At 27.3% G+C, this 19,499-nt stretch carries 14 protein-coding genes and 2 CRISPR repeat arrays; of the genes, 4 read left to right on the top strand and 10 right to left on the bottom strand.

Annotated features, from left to right (window positions below; translation table 11 throughout):
* Nucleotides 1-106: 106 nt before the first annotated feature.
* The 5 genes from Q7K47_00405 to Q7K47_00385 all read right to left on the bottom strand — a co-directional run bounded on the left by Q7K47_00405 (nt 107) and on the right by Q7K47_00385 (nt 11,579).
* Nucleotides 107-2,398, bottom strand: coding sequence for a bifunctional dihydroorotate dehydrogenase B NAD binding subunit/NADPH-dependent glutamate synthase (locus Q7K47_00405; protein MDP0505662.1), 2,292 nt, complete (start codon nt 2,396-2,398; stop codon nt 107-109).
* A 118-nt stretch (nt 2,399-2,516) separates the two neighbouring features.
* A complete protein-coding gene (locus Q7K47_00400; protein ID MDP0505661.1) occupies nt 2,517-2,678 on the bottom strand; it encodes a hypothetical protein in 162 nt (53 codons plus the stop codon).
* A 31-nt stretch (nt 2,679-2,709) separates the two neighbouring features.
* The gene (locus Q7K47_00395; protein MDP0505660.1) at nt 2,710-3,357 is read right to left on the bottom strand and encodes a hypothetical protein; all 648 of its coding nucleotides are present in this window, start codon (nt 3,355-3,357) and stop codon (nt 2,710-2,712) included.
* Between the two features lie 640 nt (nt 3,358-3,997).
* A CRISPR array of direct repeats spans nt 3,998-5,163; the repeat unit is 30 nt; unit sequence ATTTACATTCCACATTGGTTAGATTAAATT.
* Nucleotides 5,164-5,702: 539 nt separating this feature from the next.
* Nucleotides 5,703-6,326: a CRISPR direct-repeat array (repeat unit 30 nt; unit sequence GTTTAAATCTCACATTAGTGAGTTTAGTCT).
* 415 nt (nt 6,327-6,741) lie between these two features.
* Nucleotides 6,742-10,089 carry a type VI-C CRISPR-associated RNA-guided ribonuclease Cas13c gene (gene cas13c, locus Q7K47_00390; GenBank protein ID MDP0505659.1) on the bottom strand — a complete coding sequence of 1,116 codons (3,348 nt, stop codon included), beginning with the start codon at nt 10,087-10,089 and terminating at the stop codon, nt 6,742-6,744.
* Between the two features lie 110 nt (nt 10,090-10,199).
* Nucleotides 10,200-11,579, bottom strand: coding sequence for a TldD/PmbA family protein (locus Q7K47_00385; GenBank protein ID MDP0505658.1), 1,380 nt, complete (start codon nt 11,577-11,579; stop codon nt 10,200-10,202).
* Nucleotides 11,580-11,722: 143 nt separating this feature from the next.
* Here Q7K47_00385 and Q7K47_00380 point away from each other — a divergent pair, with 143 nt between their 5' ends.
* From Q7K47_00380 to Q7K47_00365, 4 genes are read left to right on the top strand one after another with little or no spacing between them, the layout of a single operon-like run.
* Nucleotides 11,723-12,304, top strand: coding sequence for an outer membrane beta-barrel protein (locus Q7K47_00380; GenBank protein ID MDP0505657.1), 582 nt, complete (start codon nt 11,723-11,725; stop codon nt 12,302-12,304).
* Nucleotides 12,305-12,325: 21 nt separating this feature from the next.
* Nucleotides 12,326-12,733 carry an NfeD family protein gene (locus tag Q7K47_00375; protein MDP0505656.1) on the top strand — a complete coding sequence of 136 codons (408 nt, stop codon included), beginning with the start codon at nt 12,326-12,328 and terminating at the stop codon, nt 12,731-12,733.
* A gap of 12 nt (nt 12,734-12,745) precedes the next feature.
* Entirely contained in the window at nt 12,746-13,666 is a 921-nt protein-coding gene (locus Q7K47_00370) for a stomatin-like protein (GenBank protein ID MDP0505655.1), read from the top strand.
* Nucleotides 13,667-13,689: 23 nt separating this feature from the next.
* Nucleotides 13,690-14,529 (top strand): hypothetical protein, encoded by an 840-nt coding sequence (locus Q7K47_00365; GenBank protein MDP0505654.1) that lies wholly within the window; start codon nt 13,690-13,692, stop codon nt 14,527-14,529.
* Nucleotides 14,530-14,566: 37 nt separating this feature from the next.
* On the opposite strand, the gene Q7K47_00360 is transcribed toward Q7K47_00365, so the two are convergent.
* The 5 genes from Q7K47_00360 to Q7K47_00340 form a co-directional block, all read right to left on the bottom strand.
* Complete coding sequence (locus Q7K47_00360; GenBank protein ID MDP0505653.1) at nt 14,567-15,361, bottom strand: HAD family hydrolase; 795 nt, start codon at nt 15,359-15,361, stop codon at nt 14,567-14,569.
* A 172-nt stretch (nt 15,362-15,533) separates the two neighbouring features.
* The gene (locus Q7K47_00355) at nt 15,534-16,880 is read right to left on the bottom strand and encodes a Na+/H+ antiporter NhaC family protein (GenBank protein MDP0505652.1); all 1,347 of its coding nucleotides are present in this window, start codon (nt 16,878-16,880) and stop codon (nt 15,534-15,536) included.
* A gap of 165 nt (nt 16,881-17,045) precedes the next feature.
* Nucleotides 17,046-17,984, bottom strand: coding sequence for a thiamine pyrophosphate-dependent enzyme (locus Q7K47_00350; GenBank protein ID MDP0505651.1), 939 nt, complete (start codon nt 17,982-17,984; stop codon nt 17,046-17,048).
* 11 nt (nt 17,985-17,995) lie between these two features.
* A complete protein-coding gene (gene porA / locus Q7K47_00345) occupies nt 17,996-19,177 on the bottom strand; it encodes a pyruvate ferredoxin oxidoreductase (GenBank protein MDP0505650.1) in 1,182 nt (393 codons plus the stop codon).
* Between the two features lie 18 nt (nt 19,178-19,195).
* The gene (locus Q7K47_00340) at nt 19,196-19,498 is read right to left on the bottom strand and encodes a 4Fe-4S binding protein (GenBank protein MDP0505649.1); all 303 of its coding nucleotides are present in this window, start codon (nt 19,496-19,498) and stop codon (nt 19,196-19,198) included.
* Nucleotide 19,499 lies beyond the last annotated feature (1 nt).

Genomic DNA, 19,499 nt, shown 5'->3' with positions numbered 1-19,499 from the left:
TTTTTAAGTTAAACTATTTCATTATACAACTTTAAAACTATTTGTCAAAGTTATTTTTAAATAAAAAAAAAGCTACCACAACAAATATGATAGCTTTTAGAATTATTTATTTCTTTGATTTTATATATTCATCTATGGCAATCGCTGATTTTTTCCCTGCTCCCATTGCAAGAATAACTGTTGCTGCACCAGAAACTGCGTCTCCTCCAGCAAATATTCCTTCTCTTGAAGTTTGTCCATCATCATCAGTAACAATTCCATTCCATCTATTTATTTCTAAATTCTCAGTAGTTGAAGGAATTAAAGTATTAGATGAAGTTCCTAAAGCCATTATAACAGTGTCAACATCCATTATAAATTCAGAATTTTCAACTTCTATAAATGAAGATCTTCCTGATGCATCCTTTTCTCCAAGTCTTGTTCTAATACATCTCATACCAACTACATTTCCATTTTCATCTCCTAAGATTTCCTTTGGTAAAGTTAATTCATCAATGATAACTCCCTCTTCCTTAGCGTGATGAACTTCTTCTAATCTAGCTGGGAAATCCTTTTCACTTCTTCTGTATGCAATATGAGCTTCTGCTCCTAATCTTTTAGCAGTTCTTACAGAATCCATTGCAACATTTCCTCCACCGATAACTGCAACTTTTTTTCCAACTCTTACTGGTGTTCTATATTCATCTTTATATGCTTTCATTAGATTTACTCTTGTTAAGAATTCGTTTGCAGAGAAAACTCCATTTAAATTTTCTCCTGGTATATTCATAAATCTAGGAAGTCCTGCTCCACTACCTATGAATATAGCTTCATATCCTTCTTCTCCTAAAAGTTTATCTATTATTGTAGTCTTTCCGATTATTTCATTTGTAGCAAATTTAACTCCTAATTTTTTAATATTATTTATTTCTTTTTGAACAACATCATCCTTAGGTAATCTAAATTCAGGTATACCATATGTAAGAACTCCACCTGTTTTATGTAAAGCTTCAAATACTGTTACATCATATCCCATTTTAGCTAAATCTCCTGCAACAGTTAATCCTGCTGGTCCACTTCCAACAACTGCAACTTTTGCATCTTTCTTTTCTGCTATTTCAACATCTACAGGATTATTTAACATATAATCCCCTACAAATTTTTCTAATTTTCCAATTGCTACTGCTTCTCCCTTTATTCCTAGTATACATTTTCCTTCACATTGTGTCTCTTGAGGGCAAACTCTACCACAAACTGCAGGTAAAGAAGTATATTTCATTAATATTTCTCCTGCTCCCTTTACATTTCCTTTTTTTACTTCTTGAATAAATCCTGGAATATCAATTGAAACCGGACATCCTGCAACACATAAAGGATTTTTACAATTTAAACATCTTGAAGCTTCTTCCATAGCTTCTTCCAATGTATATCCATATGTAACTTCTTTAAAATTAGTAGCTCTAACTTGAGGATCTTGTTCTCTTACAGGAACTCTTCCTTTTATTTTAGTCTCAGTTTTTTCAATCTCATCATGATCGTGCCCTATTGGACAATCTTCTGCTGAATGAGTATCTCCATCTTCTTTAACTAAAATTTCTCTTCCCTCTTGTGTCTTATACATAAGTTGTCTTCTCATAGCTTCATCAAAATCAACCTTATGTCCATCAAATTCAGGACCATCAACACAAGCAAATTTTATATTTTCTCCTATTCTTACTCTACAAGCTCCGCACATTCCAGTTCCATCAACCATTAATGTATTTAGACTAACAATAGTTTTAATATTATATTCTTTTGTTTTTAAACATACAAATTTCATCATAATCATAGGACCTATAGCTACAACATAATCATAATGTTTCCCTTTATTTTTCACAAGATCTTCCAAAACATCTGTAACTAATCCCTTATATCCATAACTTCCATCATCAGTTGCAACATATACATCCCCTGCAACTTCTTTCATTTCTTTTTCTAGTATAACTAAATCTTTAGATTTAGCTCCTATAATAACATCTGCTGTCATTCCTTGTTTGTTAAACCATTTAACTTGAGGATATATTGGAGCTGTTCCAACACCACCTGCTATAAATAAAACTTTTTTATCCTTTAGTTCATCTATATTTTCATGTAAAAATTCGCTTTCTTTTCCAAGAGGTCCAACTACATCTTGGAAGAAATCTCCCTCTTTTAGCTCAGCCATTTCCTTAGTACTTTGACCAACTACAAAGAAAACAATAGTAACAGTTCCTTTTACTTCATCATAATCACATATAGTTAAAGGTATTCTTTCTCCTACTTCATCTATTTTTACAATTAAAAATTGTCCTGGTTTAGCAGAAGAGGATAGTTTCTTCGCCTCTATTTCCATAAGACATATTTTTTCACTTAGCCATTCTTTTTTTAGTATTTTAAACATTTTTTCCTCCCCTATCGTAAACTTTTTAAAATTAATTTATATTTTCAAGATTATATCATATATTTAGCTAGAAAAAAAATTTATTTTATATAAATTTATCTAAAGGTTAATTATTATCCTAATTAAGCCACCAGCCTAAATCTTTTCCTATTCCCATAGCTAAAAATAATAGTATTAATCCTGCTAATATCCTTTTTTTTCTATCATTACTCATAAATCCTAAAACAGCAAAAACTAACCCTAATACTGTTACTATAATTGACGCTATACTCATTTTCATATTTTTCTTCTCCCTATGATAAATTTTAAAACTATTTTTCTATTGAAGCGTTATAAATAAAAAATTTAGAAAAAATATTAATAAATTTTTTCATTTCTTCTATATCTTCCTTATCAAAATCACTATTGCAAAAATCACAATAATTTAGCCATTTATATGATAAAACTAAATTTTTAATTTTAGAATCTTCTATTTCTTCTATCTCATCTTCTAAAGATAAGTTTAAAATTTTATTTTCTTCTTTTTTTCTAAAATTAATTAGATAATCCTTTATCAGAAAATCAATTGATTTTTTGAATCCCATTCCAGCAATCTTATCAAGATTATTTTGTTCTGCAATTAATGATTGATTATACATTTCTATAAATCTTTTAGAAATATTATTTAATTCAATAGGTAATTCATTATTAATTTTTTTATTAGTATACACGTATTCTATAGGTTCTGCAACTTTTGTTCCAAAAGGTAATTTGTAAGCCATTGCAAAATATCTACTACAGCGTGGACACTGGGCCATTATTGCAAAAGTTCTTGTCTCTAAATCAGTTTCAGTTATAGATAAAACATATGGAGCTATTCCTTTATGACAATGAGGACATTCATTTACTTTTGGTACATTGTAAAATTTTTCCACCCCATTAATTTTTATAGATAATTTTTCAAAAACATATCCTGACATTCTTTCTCCTTCCCAATTTTTTATCTTATTTTATTTCTTTTTATTTATAATTTTATTAGTCTTTTCTCTTATATTTTATAGTCAATATATAGTGTTACATTCAATTATAACCTATAACTTATAAAAAAGTCCAATTAAAATTTTAATTGTTCATTTTACTAACATCAATTAAAAAAAATTAATATTAATCTAATAAAAAAAAGTGGAAAAGATATTTCAATTCCACAGTTATATATTCCACAATGGTTAGATTAAGGTTAAACTTCTTGATTAATAAATAATTCAAATCTTTACATTCCATAATGGTTAGATTAATAAGCAAACATATTTTATACAAAAAAATTGTAACATTATATAATTACAACCTTTAATAATATATTTTTTTAGAAAAAAATAGCCTCTTATTTCAAGAATAAGAACATTTTCACACTTTCCCCTTGTAATTACATAGGTTAATTTTGGCCTTCTAGAACCCCTCTAACAGGCACGTTAACCCTCCTTGTAACTCTTTTATTAAAAAGATTTTAAGAAGCAAAAAATACAAAAAACACCTATTTTTACTATTTTCCAGACAATTGTTCATTTAATTAGTACAAAATTAAGCATTTTTTGTTGTTTTTACCCTCATTAAAGGTAGTTTTAACTTGTTCCACAATGGTTAGATTAAATTTTAGAATTATTAAAAGCATCCATAATTTCTTTCTGATAATTTACATTCCACATTGGTTAGATTAAATTTTTATGCAGTGTCTGCTATACAGAGACTATTCATAAATTTACATTCCACATTGGTTAGATTAAATTAAACAAAGATGGTCTTATAGTAGCTCGTGCGGTATTAATTTACATTCCACATTGGTTAGATTAAATTACAGATATAACTCTGTTTCTCTTAACAATCCACCTCCATTTACATTCCACATTGGTTAGATTAAATTCCTATAATTTCCACTATAGGAACATTAATGTTATATTTACATTCCACATTGGTTAGATTAAATTGAACGGAGCAAAGGAAAATGTAAAAGATATAGTATTTATTTACATTCCACATTGGTTAGATTAAATTTCTTGATAAAAATTTATTATCCTTTAAAGATGCCATTGATTTACATTCCACATTGGTTAGATTAAATTGCTAGGACAAACTTTGTGTTTTTTCTGATGAACACAAATTTACATTCCACATTGGTTAGATTAAATTTAAGCTATAATCGAAGAGAGAAGTGCTTAACAGGGGATGAATTTACATTCCACATTGGTTAGATTAAATTTTAGGCACTAAAACTTTAATTTGTCCACCTAATTCATTTACATTCCACATTGGTTAGATTAAATTACCCTGACTATATTCCTGAAGATATGGTAAGCCCCAATTTACATTCCACATTGGTTAGATTAAATTCAAACAGTTGATTTAATATAGCCCCTTGTTTTTCTTTATTTACATTCCACATTGGTTAGATTAAATTATGACAGCAATCCACTAATAAAAATAAATAAAAAAGATTTACATTCCACATTGGTTAGATTAAATTCTATTTGAAAATAATAATTGTTGTAAACTTTTCCGGTATTTACATTCCACATTGGTTAGATTAAATTTCTTTTAAAGCTTTATTTAAAGAGCTTGAAAAATGAATTTACATTCCACATTGGTTAGATTAAATTCCCAGCTTATTTCTTTATAATTTGTGCTTTCAGTTAAATTTACATTCCACATTGGTTAGATTAAATTAAAAAGATAGAGCAAATAAAAGCAATGATGGTAGGTAGATTTACATTCCACATTGGTTAGATTAAATTAGGTACCCTTGTAACCTATTCAAAATTATAGCACAAGAAAGTCGTTTCTGTCGACCCCCTAAATTTTTATAATTTTTACTATAAGTTTTTCTTATCTACTCTCTCAATTTTTATATAATTCTTTTATTTTATTATTTTTATAAAAAACTGTCGATCTATAGGTAAAATTGCCTTATCGGAGGTCGACAGTTTTTGAAACTAATTAATTTTTAATATCAGTTATAGTTAAAATATCTAAAATATTTTGATTTAAAACTTTCACTCGAGATTCTATTAAATTCATTTTATTATATAAAATTTAATTATTCTCTCTTCTTTAATTTTTTAAAAATCCTATTTTTTTTTTATAAAAAATTTTATCTACTTCTTTTCCAATTTATAATATATTTTATTTCTAAGCTACTCCCATATCCTTCAGGCAGAGAGTGAATTACTTCATTTTTATATTTTGTTTGTATTTTTTTAATTTTCTTTAAAACAATATAAATGCTAATATAATTATGCATGAAAATGCTCACTTAAAAATGTAGTAGATTTATATTTAAATCTCACATTAGTGAGTTTAGTCTTTATACACCGAACAAGGACAAAAAGACGAATTTTACAGGTTTAAATCTCACATTAGTGAGTTTAGTCTATATAGATAAGTTTGGTATAAATGAATTTCAAAAATGTTTAAATCTCACATTAGTGAGTTTAGTCTTGTTACATAGAATGTTCAATGTTGATACTAAAAACAGTTTAAATCTCACATTAGTGAGTTTAGTCTATGATGATTCATAATCCTCTTACAGTTGGAATGGAGTTTAAATCTCACATTAGTGAGTTTAGTCTGACTGTATTCCGCAGCAATATTACTGTCAAGTACAAGTTTAAATCTCACATTAGTGAGTTTAGTCTCTTTTCAAAGTGATAAATATTATTTGAAGTTATAGTTTAAATCTCACATTAGTGAGTTTAGTCTATAAAGTTACAGATGAAATTTTTGATATCTCGAGCTTGTTTAAATCTCACATTAGTGAGTTTAGTCTGAGAAAACAAAAGAACAATTAAAAGTTTTAAAAAAAGTTTAAATCTCACATTAGTGAGTTTAGTCTTAAAACTCCACCCAAACCAAGTATGGAACTTTGAAGGTTTAAATCTCACATTAGTGAGTTTAGTCTAGGTAGTGATATAAATCTTTGATATCATTGGCTCAAAGTGTGTACTATTGTCGAACTCATGAAAAAAGCTCTTTTTTTTCACTACTAAAAATAGTATATTACATAATGATAATAAAATCAAGGAATTAAAAATCTGTCGATCTATAGGTGTTTTTTCCTTATCGGAGGTCGACAGTTTTTGAAAGCAAATAAAAAAATATCAAGTTGATATTAATTACAATTATTTAGCAAAATACTGAATAACTGCAATTGCTATATTAGCTATAAGGATAAATAAGTCCATATGTAACCTCCTAAAATTAGATTTGTCTTAACGACTCTTCATTAATAAAATCTATTTAAAAGATTAAAGCTAAAAATAACAACTTGATATTTTCAAAGCAATTATACCACTAAAACTTTTATTTGTAAAGACTTAAGAGTGTTTAACTTCCCAAAATTTAAAATCCCAATCATGTTTTAAATTTTTAGTTCTAACATCTATGTCCTTACCTCCAATTTTAATTTTCTTTTTATACTCAATTTCTTTAGCATTATGTTCTGTTTGATGAAGAATAATTTTATTATTCTTATAATCAAAAGTATTGTGATAATAAACTTTACTTGAATTATTTTTTAAATATCCTTTAATTTCAAAAAATTCTTCACTTTTTTTATTATCATTTTCATATTTAAATTCTATAATTATATTGTCAAACAATTCAATAGAACTATTTTCAGAATCATAATTAAGATACCTATCATCCATATAAACATTTAATTTATTATTTACTATTTCAAAATATAATTTTTTTACTAAATCTACATTTAAGCTATTATGAATTCTAAATGTTAATGCTTTTACATCATCTCTTTTTAAAATTTTATCTGTAATATATTTTTTAATTTTAATGGTCTTCTCTCTTTTATATAAACCAATCAATAAAGAAACATCTTCATTTAATTTTCTTATTAATTGCGCTTTTTCTAATTCATTATTATCTTTTTCTATATTTTCTATGTTTTTTGGATATTTTTCTGTTTTTCTATTTTTCTTTTTGATTAAATTAATTTCTTTCATTCCATATTTATCTTTAAAACCTTTTTTTATTTTTAAATCAAGCTCTCCTTTTTCAATATAAGCATTCACAAAATTAATAGTTTTTATTATTTCTGGATAGTTATCTTTTGTTAATTTATAAAAAGCTAATAATTCTTTTTCTTTAGATTGCTTAGATAAATAATCTTTCGAAGTTTTTTCTTTCATTCCATTTTCTGCTAAATATTTTCTTAAATTAAAGTGAAGCTGTTCTTTCCTCATATAAAAATCATTCATTATATTTTTATCTAAAGCTCTAAAATTAATAACACCTGATAATTCTTTAAAAACTTGTATTAATTTATCTTCCTCTTCTTTTAATTGCCCTTCATTATTTAAAACATCAATAAATAATTCTTTAAAATTTAAATGATCTATTTTATTTCTTAAATCTAATTTTGATTTAATGTTGCTTAAACTTTTTTCCATTTGTAATTTATCTATCAAATTAAATTTTTTTAATGAATATTTAATTACATTTGAAAAATTTAAATATTTTCCTGGTTTTATATCTTTTTCTAATTCATCTATTTCTAATTTTTTATTATTTTCTGAGCAATAAGCAAGTAAACAAGATAATTCTACATCATTACAAAGTTTAAATATATTTTCATAATATTTTATCAAAGTAACAAAAATATTATGTTTGAAAAAATCTTTTTCAACACCATTTCTTTTAAAGAATTTTCCTTCAATTCCTAGTTTAGTATATAAATTTTGTATTTCTATATCTCCACCATTTAAGAAAGAAAAATCATATGAAAAAATTTCTATTTTTTTGTTAATTGCCTCAAATCTTCTTAAATTATGAAAAAAATTATCTTCTTCATTTTCATTTTTTAATTCTTCTGATTCAAAATTATTGTTTTTCATTTGATAATAATTATGCTTTATAAATCCTAAAAAATCTCCTTTTATTTCTCTTGGAAGTAATAAATAAATTAAAGTATAAAATTTAATTAAATTATTCTCTACTTTATCCTTCAAAATACTCTCTTCCTTATTGTTATCTAAAGCTTTAGTTAAATCTTCTATATAACTTTTATTTGAGCTATCATCAATAGAAATTTTTAGATATTCAGCAACTTTATTAATCTTTTCTTGTTTAAATAATTCTGTTCTATTTAAATAATTTCCTTTTAAAGTATGTAAAATCTTCTCTTCATTTAATATCCCAAATGCAATTTTCATTTTATATTCTAACCTATTCAAAGAATTAAAATTTGTTATTTTTTCCATTTCTTGTTTCTTTTTAGTTTGAAGATTATTAAGATCTTTCAATCTTTTCTTCTGATCTTTATTCTTATAATCAATTAATGATGATTGCTCTGTTACAAGCTCTTTTTTTCTATTATATAATTTTTTATAGTCTTTAAATAAATGAATATCTGAATAATAAGCTTCTCCATTTAAAAGTTCCTTATCCTTATTACTTCTATTTTTAAATTTATCTAAATCTCTATTTTCAAAATCATTATTTATTAATTCTTTTACTTCTATTATTTCTTCACCATCATTATAAAAAAAACTATTTACATAATTATTAAAACCTCTTTTAGCATTACATATACGATTATAAAGATTATAGATAGTTTTAGCTTTTTCAGTTTTTTTACCTTGAAAAATTTCTATTTCATCTTTATCAGTTATATAATTTAATTTTTCTTTTAACTGAGCTTCTTTTATTTTTGATAATTCTTTAAAAATATTTAAATCAAGTAAATATTTTAATTTTTGAGATTCTTGTGAATTTAATTTTCCAGTAAAAAGATCATTAAAATATGAATAATCATAATGCATCAATTTATGCCTTAAATCAACTAATAATTCTAATATTTTATCAATGTCTAAATCTAGATGTTCTATTAATTTTTCTTTACTTATTTCAACTAACTCTTGATGTTGATGGTTATCCTTTTCTTTTAATTTTTCTATTCTCTCTTCATAATTTTCAATAAACTGAGATATATTTTCCTTTAATTGTTTCTTTATATCCTCTTTAATATTTTTTATGATATTTATATCTTTAACTTGAAAAATTTTCCAAATTTCTTTTTCATTTCCTTCTTTTAATGATAAATCTTCTTTTTTAACTGATTTCATAATAAAATAATTTATAAAAATATAATAATATAACATATTAGAACGATAATCTAAAAATCTATTTATATTATAAATTTTATTAGAATCTATTTTAGAAAAATCAGTTTTTTCTATTAGAGCATAATTTTTACAAACTTCTTCTTTTAATAATTTTCTAGTAGTTTTTGTTTTAATTGTTCTCTTATCTGAATCATTTTTATTTAATAAATCTTCTAACTCTACTGTTACTAAAATTTCGTTTGATTTTGTTTTTTCATATATTCCTGAAATCTTATAATTTTTTATCATTTCTCCTTCATAATATTTTTTAACAATAATATTATGTTCCTTATCAGTTTCACATTCTAATCCTATGTTTTCTCTTTTTAAAGTATCCTTTCTTCCTTTAGGAGTTCCCTCTACAAAGAATATTTTATTTGTTTCATCAGCAGTATCAAAATTTATTTTTTCCATCTGAATTCCAATAGTATCTACACCTGCATGCTTTTTATAAAGAATCTTTAATTCTTTAATTTTTTCATAATCAAAATTTGAAATAATAATTCTAACAATAGAGCTTTTATTTTTTATTTTTTTAGTCATAAATTTTTCTCCTTCTTACTAGTTTATAATTTATATTCCATACAATATTTTATAAAAAATTAGAGAAAAGCTAGAATTTTACATCTAGCTTTTCTCTATATTATTCACTCTTATCTTCCACCAACTAAAATTTCTTTAATTCTGATTGCTGGTTGTCCAACATTTGTAGGAATGCTTCCAGATACTGAACCACACATCCCTTGTCCATATCCTAAATTATCTCCTACCATGTCTATTTTCTTTAAAACTTCTCCACCATTTCCTATTAATGTAGCCCCTCTTACAGGTTTTGTTATTTTCCCCTCTTCTATTAAATAACCTTCCATAACTGCAAAATTAAAATCTCCTGTGGCTGGATTTACTGATCCACCACCCATATATTTTGCATATAATCCTTTTTTAGTATTTTTTATCATTTCTTCTAAATTAGAATCTCCATTTAAAATAAATGTATTAGTCATTCTAGATGTAGGAGAATATTTATATGATTCTCTTCTTCCGCTTCCTGTAGATTCCATTCCCATTCTTCTACCATTTAGCTTATCTATCATATAACCTTTTAATATTCCTTTTTCTATTAAAACATTTCTTTTTGTTTTTGTTCCTTCATCATCAACAGTCAAACTTCCCCATTCATTTTTCAAAGTTCCATCATCAACAAATGTTACTAAAGGACTTGCAATTTGCTCTCCAACTTTTCCTGCAAATATAGAATTCCCCTTTGCCACACTTGTAGCTTCTAGCCCGTGTCCACAAGCCTCATGGAAAATAACTCCTCCAAATTTATGATCAATTATAACAGGCATCTTACCACTTGGACAATAATCTGCATAAAGCATTGTTTTTGCAATTCTTGAAGCTTCCTTTGCATAGCTTTCAATGTCTAAATCCCTTAGGAATTCAAATCCCATTGAAGCTCCAGGACTTGTTCTTCCTGTTTGCATTTCTCCATTTTCTTCAGCAATACTTTCAATACTTATTCTACTTCTAACTCTTTCATCATCAACCCATAATCCATCACTATTTATTATAGTAACATTTTGTTTTACATCTAAATAAGATATTCTTACTTCTTTTATTATAGGATCATAATTTTTAGCCGCATTATATGCTTTTTTCATAATCTTAACTTTTTCACTTTTATGTACATCTTCTGGATAAACTTCTATTTTATTTATATTTTCATATTCTTTCTTTTCTAAATTTATAACTATATCTTTTTTTATTCCTTCTATAGCTTTAGATATTTTTCTTACTGAATTCATTAAATTTTCTTCTTCAATATCATTTGTATAACCATAGACAGAATAAGTTTCTTTAAATATTCTTATTCCCACACCAAAATCTTTTCCTGAATTTGATCTTTCTAATTTCCCTTCAGTCAAAAAAAGGCTGTTTACATTCTTTTTTTCTATAAAAATTTCTGCGAAATCTCCCCCTGTGGATAGAGCTTCTTCTAAAATTTTATTTAATAATTTTTTATCTAGCATTATTATCACCCTTTCTTATAAGTCTTCTAGTCTTATTATAACATAGTTTATTTATTTTATTTCTGCATTTTTTTGAAAAAAATAGTATAATAAGGATATAACATAATATAATATAATTTCTTAAATTATCAAGGAGGATTCTTATGAAAAAAATAATATTTGGACTTTTAGCTATTTCAACTTTTTCTTTAGGGGCTACTAATGACAATAATATTTATTTTAGAGGTGAATTTTCTCCATTTGCAAAATACAAAATTGAAGAAAAACAAGGAGTAAAAGAACAGGTGGACGAAGCAGCTTATGGATTTGCAATTGAAGGAACTAGAGAAATTTCAAATGGATTTGAAGCAGGTGTTGGTATAGGATATCAGTGGAATGGAGCTTTTAAATATGATTCATCTTTTAAAGATTCTAATATCCCAGATATGCATTCTATCCCTATATATGCAACTGTTAAAACTACCATACCTTCTTTAAGAATCGGACAATGGACTCCATATTTAAAGGGTGATTTAGGTTTTTCTTATAATGACATAAAAGATAATGATAACTATAGTTTTGAAAATGGTTTTTATTATGCTTTTGGAATAGGATTAGAAATTGAAGAATTATCTATTGAACTTTCTTATAAAACAAATACAGGAGAACTTAATGATAAGGCTAGAAATGCTGAATATAATATCGAAAATCACAGATTTATGTTCGCAGCTGCAATAAAATTTTAATTGACTAAAGGAGGAGATTAAATGGTTATTTGGTTTGTATTATTTATTGTGTTTGCCGTAATAGAAATTGCTTTTCCTGCATTAGTTAGTATTTGGTTTGCTATTGCAGCAATGATTTTAACAATTATAGCTGGAAAAATTAATAATTTACTTTATGAATTTTATATTTTTATAGGAATCAGTTTAGCATTACTTATTTTAACAAAACCTTTTGTTAAAAAACTACTTCGTAAAAAAACTCCAATTGAAAATAGAATTTATGGACAAAAAGTAAAAATTATAAAAGTATTAAATCATGACTTATATGAAGTTAAACTAGACGGAAAACATTGGAAAGCTGTTTGCGATGAAAAATTAAATGTAAACGACTTCGGCATTGTTAAGGAAATAACAGGAAACAAATTAATTTTAGAAAAATGTGAATCTTAAGGGAGGTAAAAAATGCTTATACTATTTTTATTAATACTAGTTTTAATTATATTAACTATAATGAATATCAGAATCGTTCCTCAATCTCGTGCCTTTGTTATTGAGAGATTAGGAGCTTATTTAACAACTTGGGGAGTTGGATTAAAGGTGAAAATTCCATTCATCGATCGTATCTCAAGAAAAGTTTCTTTAAAGGAACAAGTAATTGATTTCCCACCTCAACCAGTTATAACTAGAGATAATGTAACTATGCAAATAGATACTGTTATTTATTTTCAAATAACTGACCCAAAACTATATACTTATGGTGTGGAACATCCTTTAAATGCAATTGAAAATTTAACTGCCACTACACTTAGAAATATAATTGGAGATTTAGAATTAGATGCTACTTTAACTTCTAGAGATGTAATTAATACAAAAATGAGAGCTATCTTAGATGAAGCTACTGATCCTTGGGGAATTAAAGTTAACAGAGTGGAACTTAAAAACATAATTCCTCCTGCTGAAATTCAAGATGCTATGGAAAAACAAATGAAAGCAGAAAGAGAAAGAAGAGAATCTGTTTTAATTGCTGAAGGTAAGAAAAAATCTGCAATTTTAGTTGCTGAAGGAGAAAAAGAATCAGCTATCTTAAGAGCAGAAGCTTCTAAAGAAGCTGCTATAAAAGTAGCTCAAGGGGAAGCTGAAGCTTTAATTGAAGTAACTACTGCACAAGCTAAAGCTCTTAAACTTTTAACTGAAGCTAATCCAAGTGAAAAAGTTTTATCTTTAAAAGCAATGGAAACTTTCACTCAAGTAGCAGATGGAAAAGCAACAAAAATAATTATTCCTTCTGAACTTCAAGGTGTAGCAAATCTTGCAACTGCATTTTCTGCAGTTAGTGACAAAGGAAAAGTTGAGGTAAAACCTACTGCTAAAGCTAAAAAATAAAAAGATTATTCTCAGGAGGATGTATGAAATTAAATTTTATAAAAATAAATCCTACAGAAAATATGACAGTACTAGTATTAGATCCATTACCAAGAAGTAAATATATAGAAATTGCAAATAAGATTATGAATTATAATAATATTCATGCAGAACAAGTTGGTTTTTTAGAAAAGTCACAAAAAAATGATGAAAGAATTGGAATCAAATTATATATGATGGGTGGTGAATTTTGTTGCAATGCAAGTTGCGCTCTTGCAGCAGTCCTTGTAAATAGAAATCACCATACTGTTAGAAATGTTGGAGATAGACATTTAGTAAAGTTTGAAGTTTCAGGTTCTAATGAGGATATTTCATGTGAAGTTATATCCAAAGGAAATAGTAAAACTTATGAAGCTAAAATAAAAATGGCTCTTCATGAAAGCATTGAAAAATTTGATCTTTCCTTTAAAAACAAAGTCTACTCAGGATATATTGTAAAGTTTCCTGGAATAGCTCATTATGTAGTTGAAGGTGTTTATGAAAAAGATAGAAAAGAATTCTTTCAAGAATTTTTAAAAGAATCCAAGTTAGATAATTTTGAAGCTATTGGAATTATGTTTTTAGATAGTGAATCCATGTTCATAACTCCTCTTGTTTATGTAAAAGAAACTAATAGTTTAGTTTGGGAAAGAGGATGCGGATCTGGTTCAACAGCTGTAGGAATTATTAAATCCTATCTTTTAAAAAAAAATGTTGAAGTTGATGTCCACCAACCTGGAGGAACTTTAAAAATAAACGTTCATCAAAGTGATAATATTATCTCCTCTGTGTACTTAACTGGATTAGTCCACATAGTTGCAGAAGGAGTATTATACATAGACTAAAAAAAGGAAGCATTCGCTTCCTTTTTTAATTTATCTATTATATTTTTTTATTAAAAATATATTCTTCTATTGTTTTTACTACTCCTGCATCATTATTATCTCCACCACTATATTTTGCAATAGCTTTTAATTCTGGATGAGCATTTTCCATAGCAAAACTATAATCTCCTTGTTGCATTAATTCATAATCATTTAAATAATCTCCAAAAACCATTGTTTCAGCTTTCTTTATTCCTAATTTTTCTTGCAAGATTTCTAAAGCTACTCCCTTGTTTATATCTTTATCAACTACATCTACCCATATTTCACCAGAAATAGCTACCTTATACTTATCATAATAATCTTTATAATAAGGATAAGTATTTTTTTCTGCTCCTGTTAAATCACAAATAGTTATTTTCAAAGCCTCATCATCAACCTTAGTAATATCCTCTACAATTTCATATTTTTTATAATATTTTTCTAATTCAGTTATAAATTCAGGATCTGTATTTTCTATATAAGCTTTCTTCTTACCACAGAAGATTAAATGACCTGTTGGAATATTTCTTCCAACCTCAATAAGTTTTATTGCATCTTCCTTTGGTAAACATTTTGAAAATAATTCCTTCCCATCTTCCATTATAATAGAACCATTTTCTGCAAGAATTATAATATTTGCTTTTAAATGTTTTACATATTCAAAAATATTATAATATTGTCTTCCACTTGCTATTAAAAAATGTATTCCTTTTTCTGTTAATTTCTCATGAATATTCCAAAATTTATTATCTATTTGCTTTTCATCATTAAGCAAAGTTCCGTCCATATCTGTAGCTATTAATTTTATCATTTTTTCTCCTTAACTCTTATTTTAATATGTCTAGTTTTGCCTATAGTATAATATAGTTTTATTTTTTTATCAATGTTTTTGGACAAAAGAAAAAAGAGAGAATGGGAAATTTCTCTCTTTTCTCTTAAACAAATGTGATTTTATAACTAAAAACTCTTCTACAATTTTATAACTATTCTGCCTTACCTGCTTCAAAATCCCAAGGATGTTTTTTAATATACATATCTGCAAATGGAATATATATTGAAACTAGAGTAAGAACTAATAATAGTCCTTGGTACCATAATAATGGGAACACATCTAAGAAACTGATAGCTCCATTTGTAAAACTCAAAAGAATTAACATTTGAGCCCCGTATGGTATTACTCCTTGTCCTACACAAGAAAATATATCAAGTATTGTAGCAGTTTTTCTAGGGTCTATTTCATACTTATCACTAATATTCTTGGCAATTGGTCCACTAATGATAATTGCAACTGTATTATTTGCTACAGCTACATCTATTAATCCTACTAACATTCCTATTCCTAATGTAGCACTTTTCTTTCCTGTCATCATTTTTGATGCTTGATCTATTAACCAATGAACTCCTCCAGCTCTTCTAACCAAGGCTGCAAGTCCTCCTGTTAATAAAGATAGTAAGAATATTTCGTTCATACCTTTGAAACCATTATAAATTTCTCCAGCATAAGCAAGTAATGTGAATTCTCCAAAAGAAAATCCTATTATTCCTGAAACTACTATTCCTAAAGTAAGTACTACGAATACATTTATTCCTGCAAGGGATAATCCTAAAACTAAAATATAAGGAACTATTTTAATTATATTATAAGAATATTCTTGCACTTCTGGAACCATTTCTGGTTTTCCAAACACTACTAATAAAACTAAAGTAATAATTGCAGCTATTCCTGCTATTACTAAGTTTACTCTAAATTTATCTCTCATTTCAACACCTTGTGTTCTTGTTGCAGCAATGGTAGTATCTGATATAACTGATAAATTATCACCAAACATTGCTCCACCTATTAAAGCTGCCATAACAAAGGCCATTGGAACTCCACTTTTTTCTGCAAGTCCTACACCTATAGGTCCTAGTGCAACTATTGATCCTACTGATGTTCCTGTTGCTGTGGAAATAAAAGCTGCAATTATAAATAATCCAGCTGCAATAAATTGAGGCGGGATATAAGTCAATCCAAAGTTTACTGTAGAATCTACTCCGCCCATGGCTTTAGAAACTGCTGCGAATCCTCCTGCCAATAAATAGATTATACACATAATTAGAATGTCCTGATCTCCACATCCTTTAAGAAAACAATCAAACTTCTCTGTTAATTTACCTTTAAATATTAAAAACGCTACAATTACACCTACAAATATAGCTACTGGTGCTGGCAATTGATAAAATGCCATTGGAACACCTTTTAAATTTAAAGTAATCCCAGTTCCTAAATATATCAATATGAAAACTAAAAATGGTACTAATCCTAAAAAACTACTTTTTTTCTCCTCCATACTTCCTCCCTTAGCAGTTATGGCCCCCTATAGAGGAGGCCTGCACTACTTTATTTGTTTTTTCCCTACAAAAAGACAAATTTATTATTCTTTAAAGATTACCGCGTATCATGTTCATATTTTATTTAATTGTTCTTACTGTTCTTATTATTTTTATTTATTTTATTATAATTCTTCTCCACATCTTTTTAATAATCTTTCCCATCTTAGATCAACTTCTTTTTGGAATTGTTCTAACATGTGCTCATTTCCTTTTTTGAATAGATGTTTAAATCTACCTTGAGTTTTTAAGAATTCTGTAACTGGAAGTTTCTTTTTAGGTTTATATGAAAGTTTCCATTCTCCATCGATAACTTCATATAATGGCCAGTAGCAAGTTTCAACTGCTGCTTTACAAATTTCCATTATTTTTTCTGCACTATATCTCCATCCTCTTGGACATGGTGCCATTACTGATAAGTAAGATGCTCCTTCTGTATATATTGCTTTTTCAGCTTTTTCATATAAATCTTTCATGTTTCCTAAGAATGTAGATTGCCCAACATAAGCTACATTATGAGCAGCTATTATAGCACCTAAATCTTTTTGAACTTGAATTTTTCCTGGAATTACTGATCCAGCTGGAGTTGTAGTTGTATCAGCAAAATGAGGAGTTGCTGAAGATCTTTGAATACCTGTATTCATGTAAGCTCCATTGTCATAACATACATAAACCATGTCATGTCCTCTTTCCATTGCTCCTGATAATGATTGGAATCCGATATCATATGTTCCACCGTCTCCACCAAAGGCGATAAATTTAAAGTTTTCTTTAACTTTACCTTTTTTCTTTAATACTTTATAAGCTGTTTCTACTCCACTTATTGTAGCTGCTGCATTTTCAAATGCTGAGTGAATAAATGAATCAGTCCAAGCTGTATATGGATATAAGAATGTAGATACTTCTAAACAACTTGTAGCACTACATATAACTGCGTGATCTTCTGGTTTTAATGCTCTTAAGACTGTTCTAACCGCGATTGGTCCTCCACAACCAGCACACATTCTTTGTCCACCAGTTAGTCTTTCAGGCTTATTCATTACTTCTTTAAAATTATATGCCATTGAATTTCCTCCTATTCTCTTACACCTAGATATCTGTATGTTTCCAAAGCCTCTTTACTATCTTTTTCAGCTAGTAAAGTTTCAAAAATTCCTCTTATGTGATTAACAGTTACGTCTCTTCCTCCTAAACCATAAACATAGTTTACTATTTTTGGAGCATTTACTACATCATATAAAGCTGATCTAGTTTCTGCGAAAACTGGTCCTCCACAAGCTGAGAATCCTTCTGATTTATCCATAACTGCTACCATATCTAAATGCTTAAGGGCATCAGCAATTTCTTTCATTGGGAATGGTCTAAATACTCTAATTTTTAACACTCCTACTTTTTTACCTTCAGCTCTTAATTCATCAACTGCTTCTTTTGCTGTACCAGCTGTTGAGTTTATAACTACAACTGCTACTTCTGCATCATCTAATTTATATTCTTCAAATAATCCGTATTTTCTTCCAGAAATTTTTTCAAATTTTTCAGCTACTTTTAAAATAACTTCTTTAGCATTGATCATTCCTTGAGCTTGTAATCTCTTATGTTCTATATAATATTTTTCAATATCATAAGGTCCATGAGCTATTGGTCTAGCTGCATTTAATAAGTAATCTTCTGGCTCATATTCTCCTACGAAATCTTTAACTACTTTATCTTCTAATAATTCAATATTTTCAACTGCGTGAGAAGTAATAAATCCATCTTGACAAACCATTACTGGTAATTGAACTTCTGGATCTTCTCCAATTATAACAGCTTGAATAAAGTTATCATAAGCTTCTTGATTTGTTTCACTATATATTTGAATCCAACCTGCATCTCTTGCACCCATAGAATCACTATGATCTGCATTGATATTTATTGGACCTGATAAAGCTCTGTTTACACAAGCTAAAGTTATTGGTAATCTTGATGAAGCTGCTACATATAGCATTTCCCACATTAAAGCTAATCCACAAGATGAAGTAGCACTAAATGTTCTTGCTCCTGCTGCTTCAGCACCAATTGCTGCTGACATAGCACTATGTTCTGATTCAACTGGAATAAATTCAGTATCCACTTTTCCATTAGCAACAAATTGTGAGAAATATTGAGGTATCTCAGTTGATGGTGTAATAGGGAAAGCTGGCATTACATCTGGATTTATTTGTCTCATAGCTATTGCTATGGCTTCATTACCTGACATTCTTTCTTTTATACTCATTAATTTTTCCTCCCAACTCTATTCTTTAACAAATTCGATTGCCCCAAATGGACATACTTCATAACAAATTCCACAACCCTTACAATGATCGTAGTCAAAATCTTCTCTTTTTCCATCTTTTACTGGAATTGAAGAATCTGGACAAACTGGAGCACATAATAAACATTGTTTACATTTATCAGCAACAAATACTGGTCTCATTGATCTCCAGTCACCTGTTTTAAAGTGTCTTGCACTTCCTGCTTCATAAACTATTCCACCTGGAGTTATGTCTTTCCAAGACATTGTTTCTTCTATAGCTACACCTTTTTTATTTTTCATC

The sequence above is a fragment of the Fusobacterium sp. JB019 genome, from assembly GCA_030673965.1.
Classification (GTDB): Bacteria; Fusobacteriota; Fusobacteriia; order Fusobacteriales; family Fusobacteriaceae; genus Fusobacterium_B.
This window is presented reverse-complemented; position numbering and strand designations above follow the sequence as displayed.

Coding starts and splice junctions, on each gene's coding strand:
- Q7K47_00340 (MDP0505649.1), bottom strand. CDS start 19,498: ATGAAAAATAAAAAAGGTGTAGCTATAGAAGAAACAATGTCTTGGAAA.
- Q7K47_00365 (MDP0505654.1), top strand. CDS start 13,690: ATGAAATTAAATTTTATAAAAATAAATCCTACAGAAAATATGACAGTA.
- cas13c (MDP0505659.1), bottom strand. CDS start 10,089: ATGACTAAAAAAATAAAAAATAAAAGCTCTATTGTTAGAATTATTATT.
- Q7K47_00395 (MDP0505660.1), bottom strand. CDS start 3,357: ATGTCAGGATATGTTTTTGAAAAATTATCTATAAAAATTAATGGGGTG.
- Q7K47_00350 (MDP0505651.1), bottom strand. CDS start 17,984: ATGGCATATAATTTTAAAGAAGTAATGAATAAGCCTGAAAGACTAACT.
- Q7K47_00375 (MDP0505656.1), top strand. CDS start 12,326: ATGGTTATTTGGTTTGTATTATTTATTGTGTTTGCCGTAATAGAAATT.
- Q7K47_00385 (MDP0505658.1), bottom strand. CDS start 11,579: ATGCTAGATAAAAAATTATTAAATAAAATTTTAGAAGAAGCTCTATCC.
- porA (MDP0505650.1), bottom strand. CDS start 19,177: ATGAGTATAAAAGAAAGAATGTCAGGTAATGAAGCCATAGCAATAGCT.
- Q7K47_00355 (MDP0505652.1), bottom strand. CDS start 16,880: ATGGAGGAGAAAAAAAGTAGTTTTTTAGGATTAGTACCATTTTTAGTT.
- Q7K47_00360 (MDP0505653.1), bottom strand. CDS start 15,361: ATGATAAAATTAATAGCTACAGATATGGACGGAACTTTGCTTAATGAT.
- Q7K47_00370 (MDP0505655.1), top strand. CDS start 12,746: ATGCTTATACTATTTTTATTAATACTAGTTTTAATTATATTAACTATA.
- Q7K47_00405 (MDP0505662.1), bottom strand. CDS start 2,398: ATGTTTAAAATACTAAAAAAAGAATGGCTAAGTGAAAAAATATGTCTT.
- Q7K47_00380 (MDP0505657.1), top strand. CDS start 11,723: ATGAAAAAAATAATATTTGGACTTTTAGCTATTTCAACTTTTTCTTTA.
- Q7K47_00400 (MDP0505661.1), bottom strand. CDS start 2,678: ATGAAAATGAGTATAGCGTCAATTATAGTAACAGTATTAGGGTTAGTT.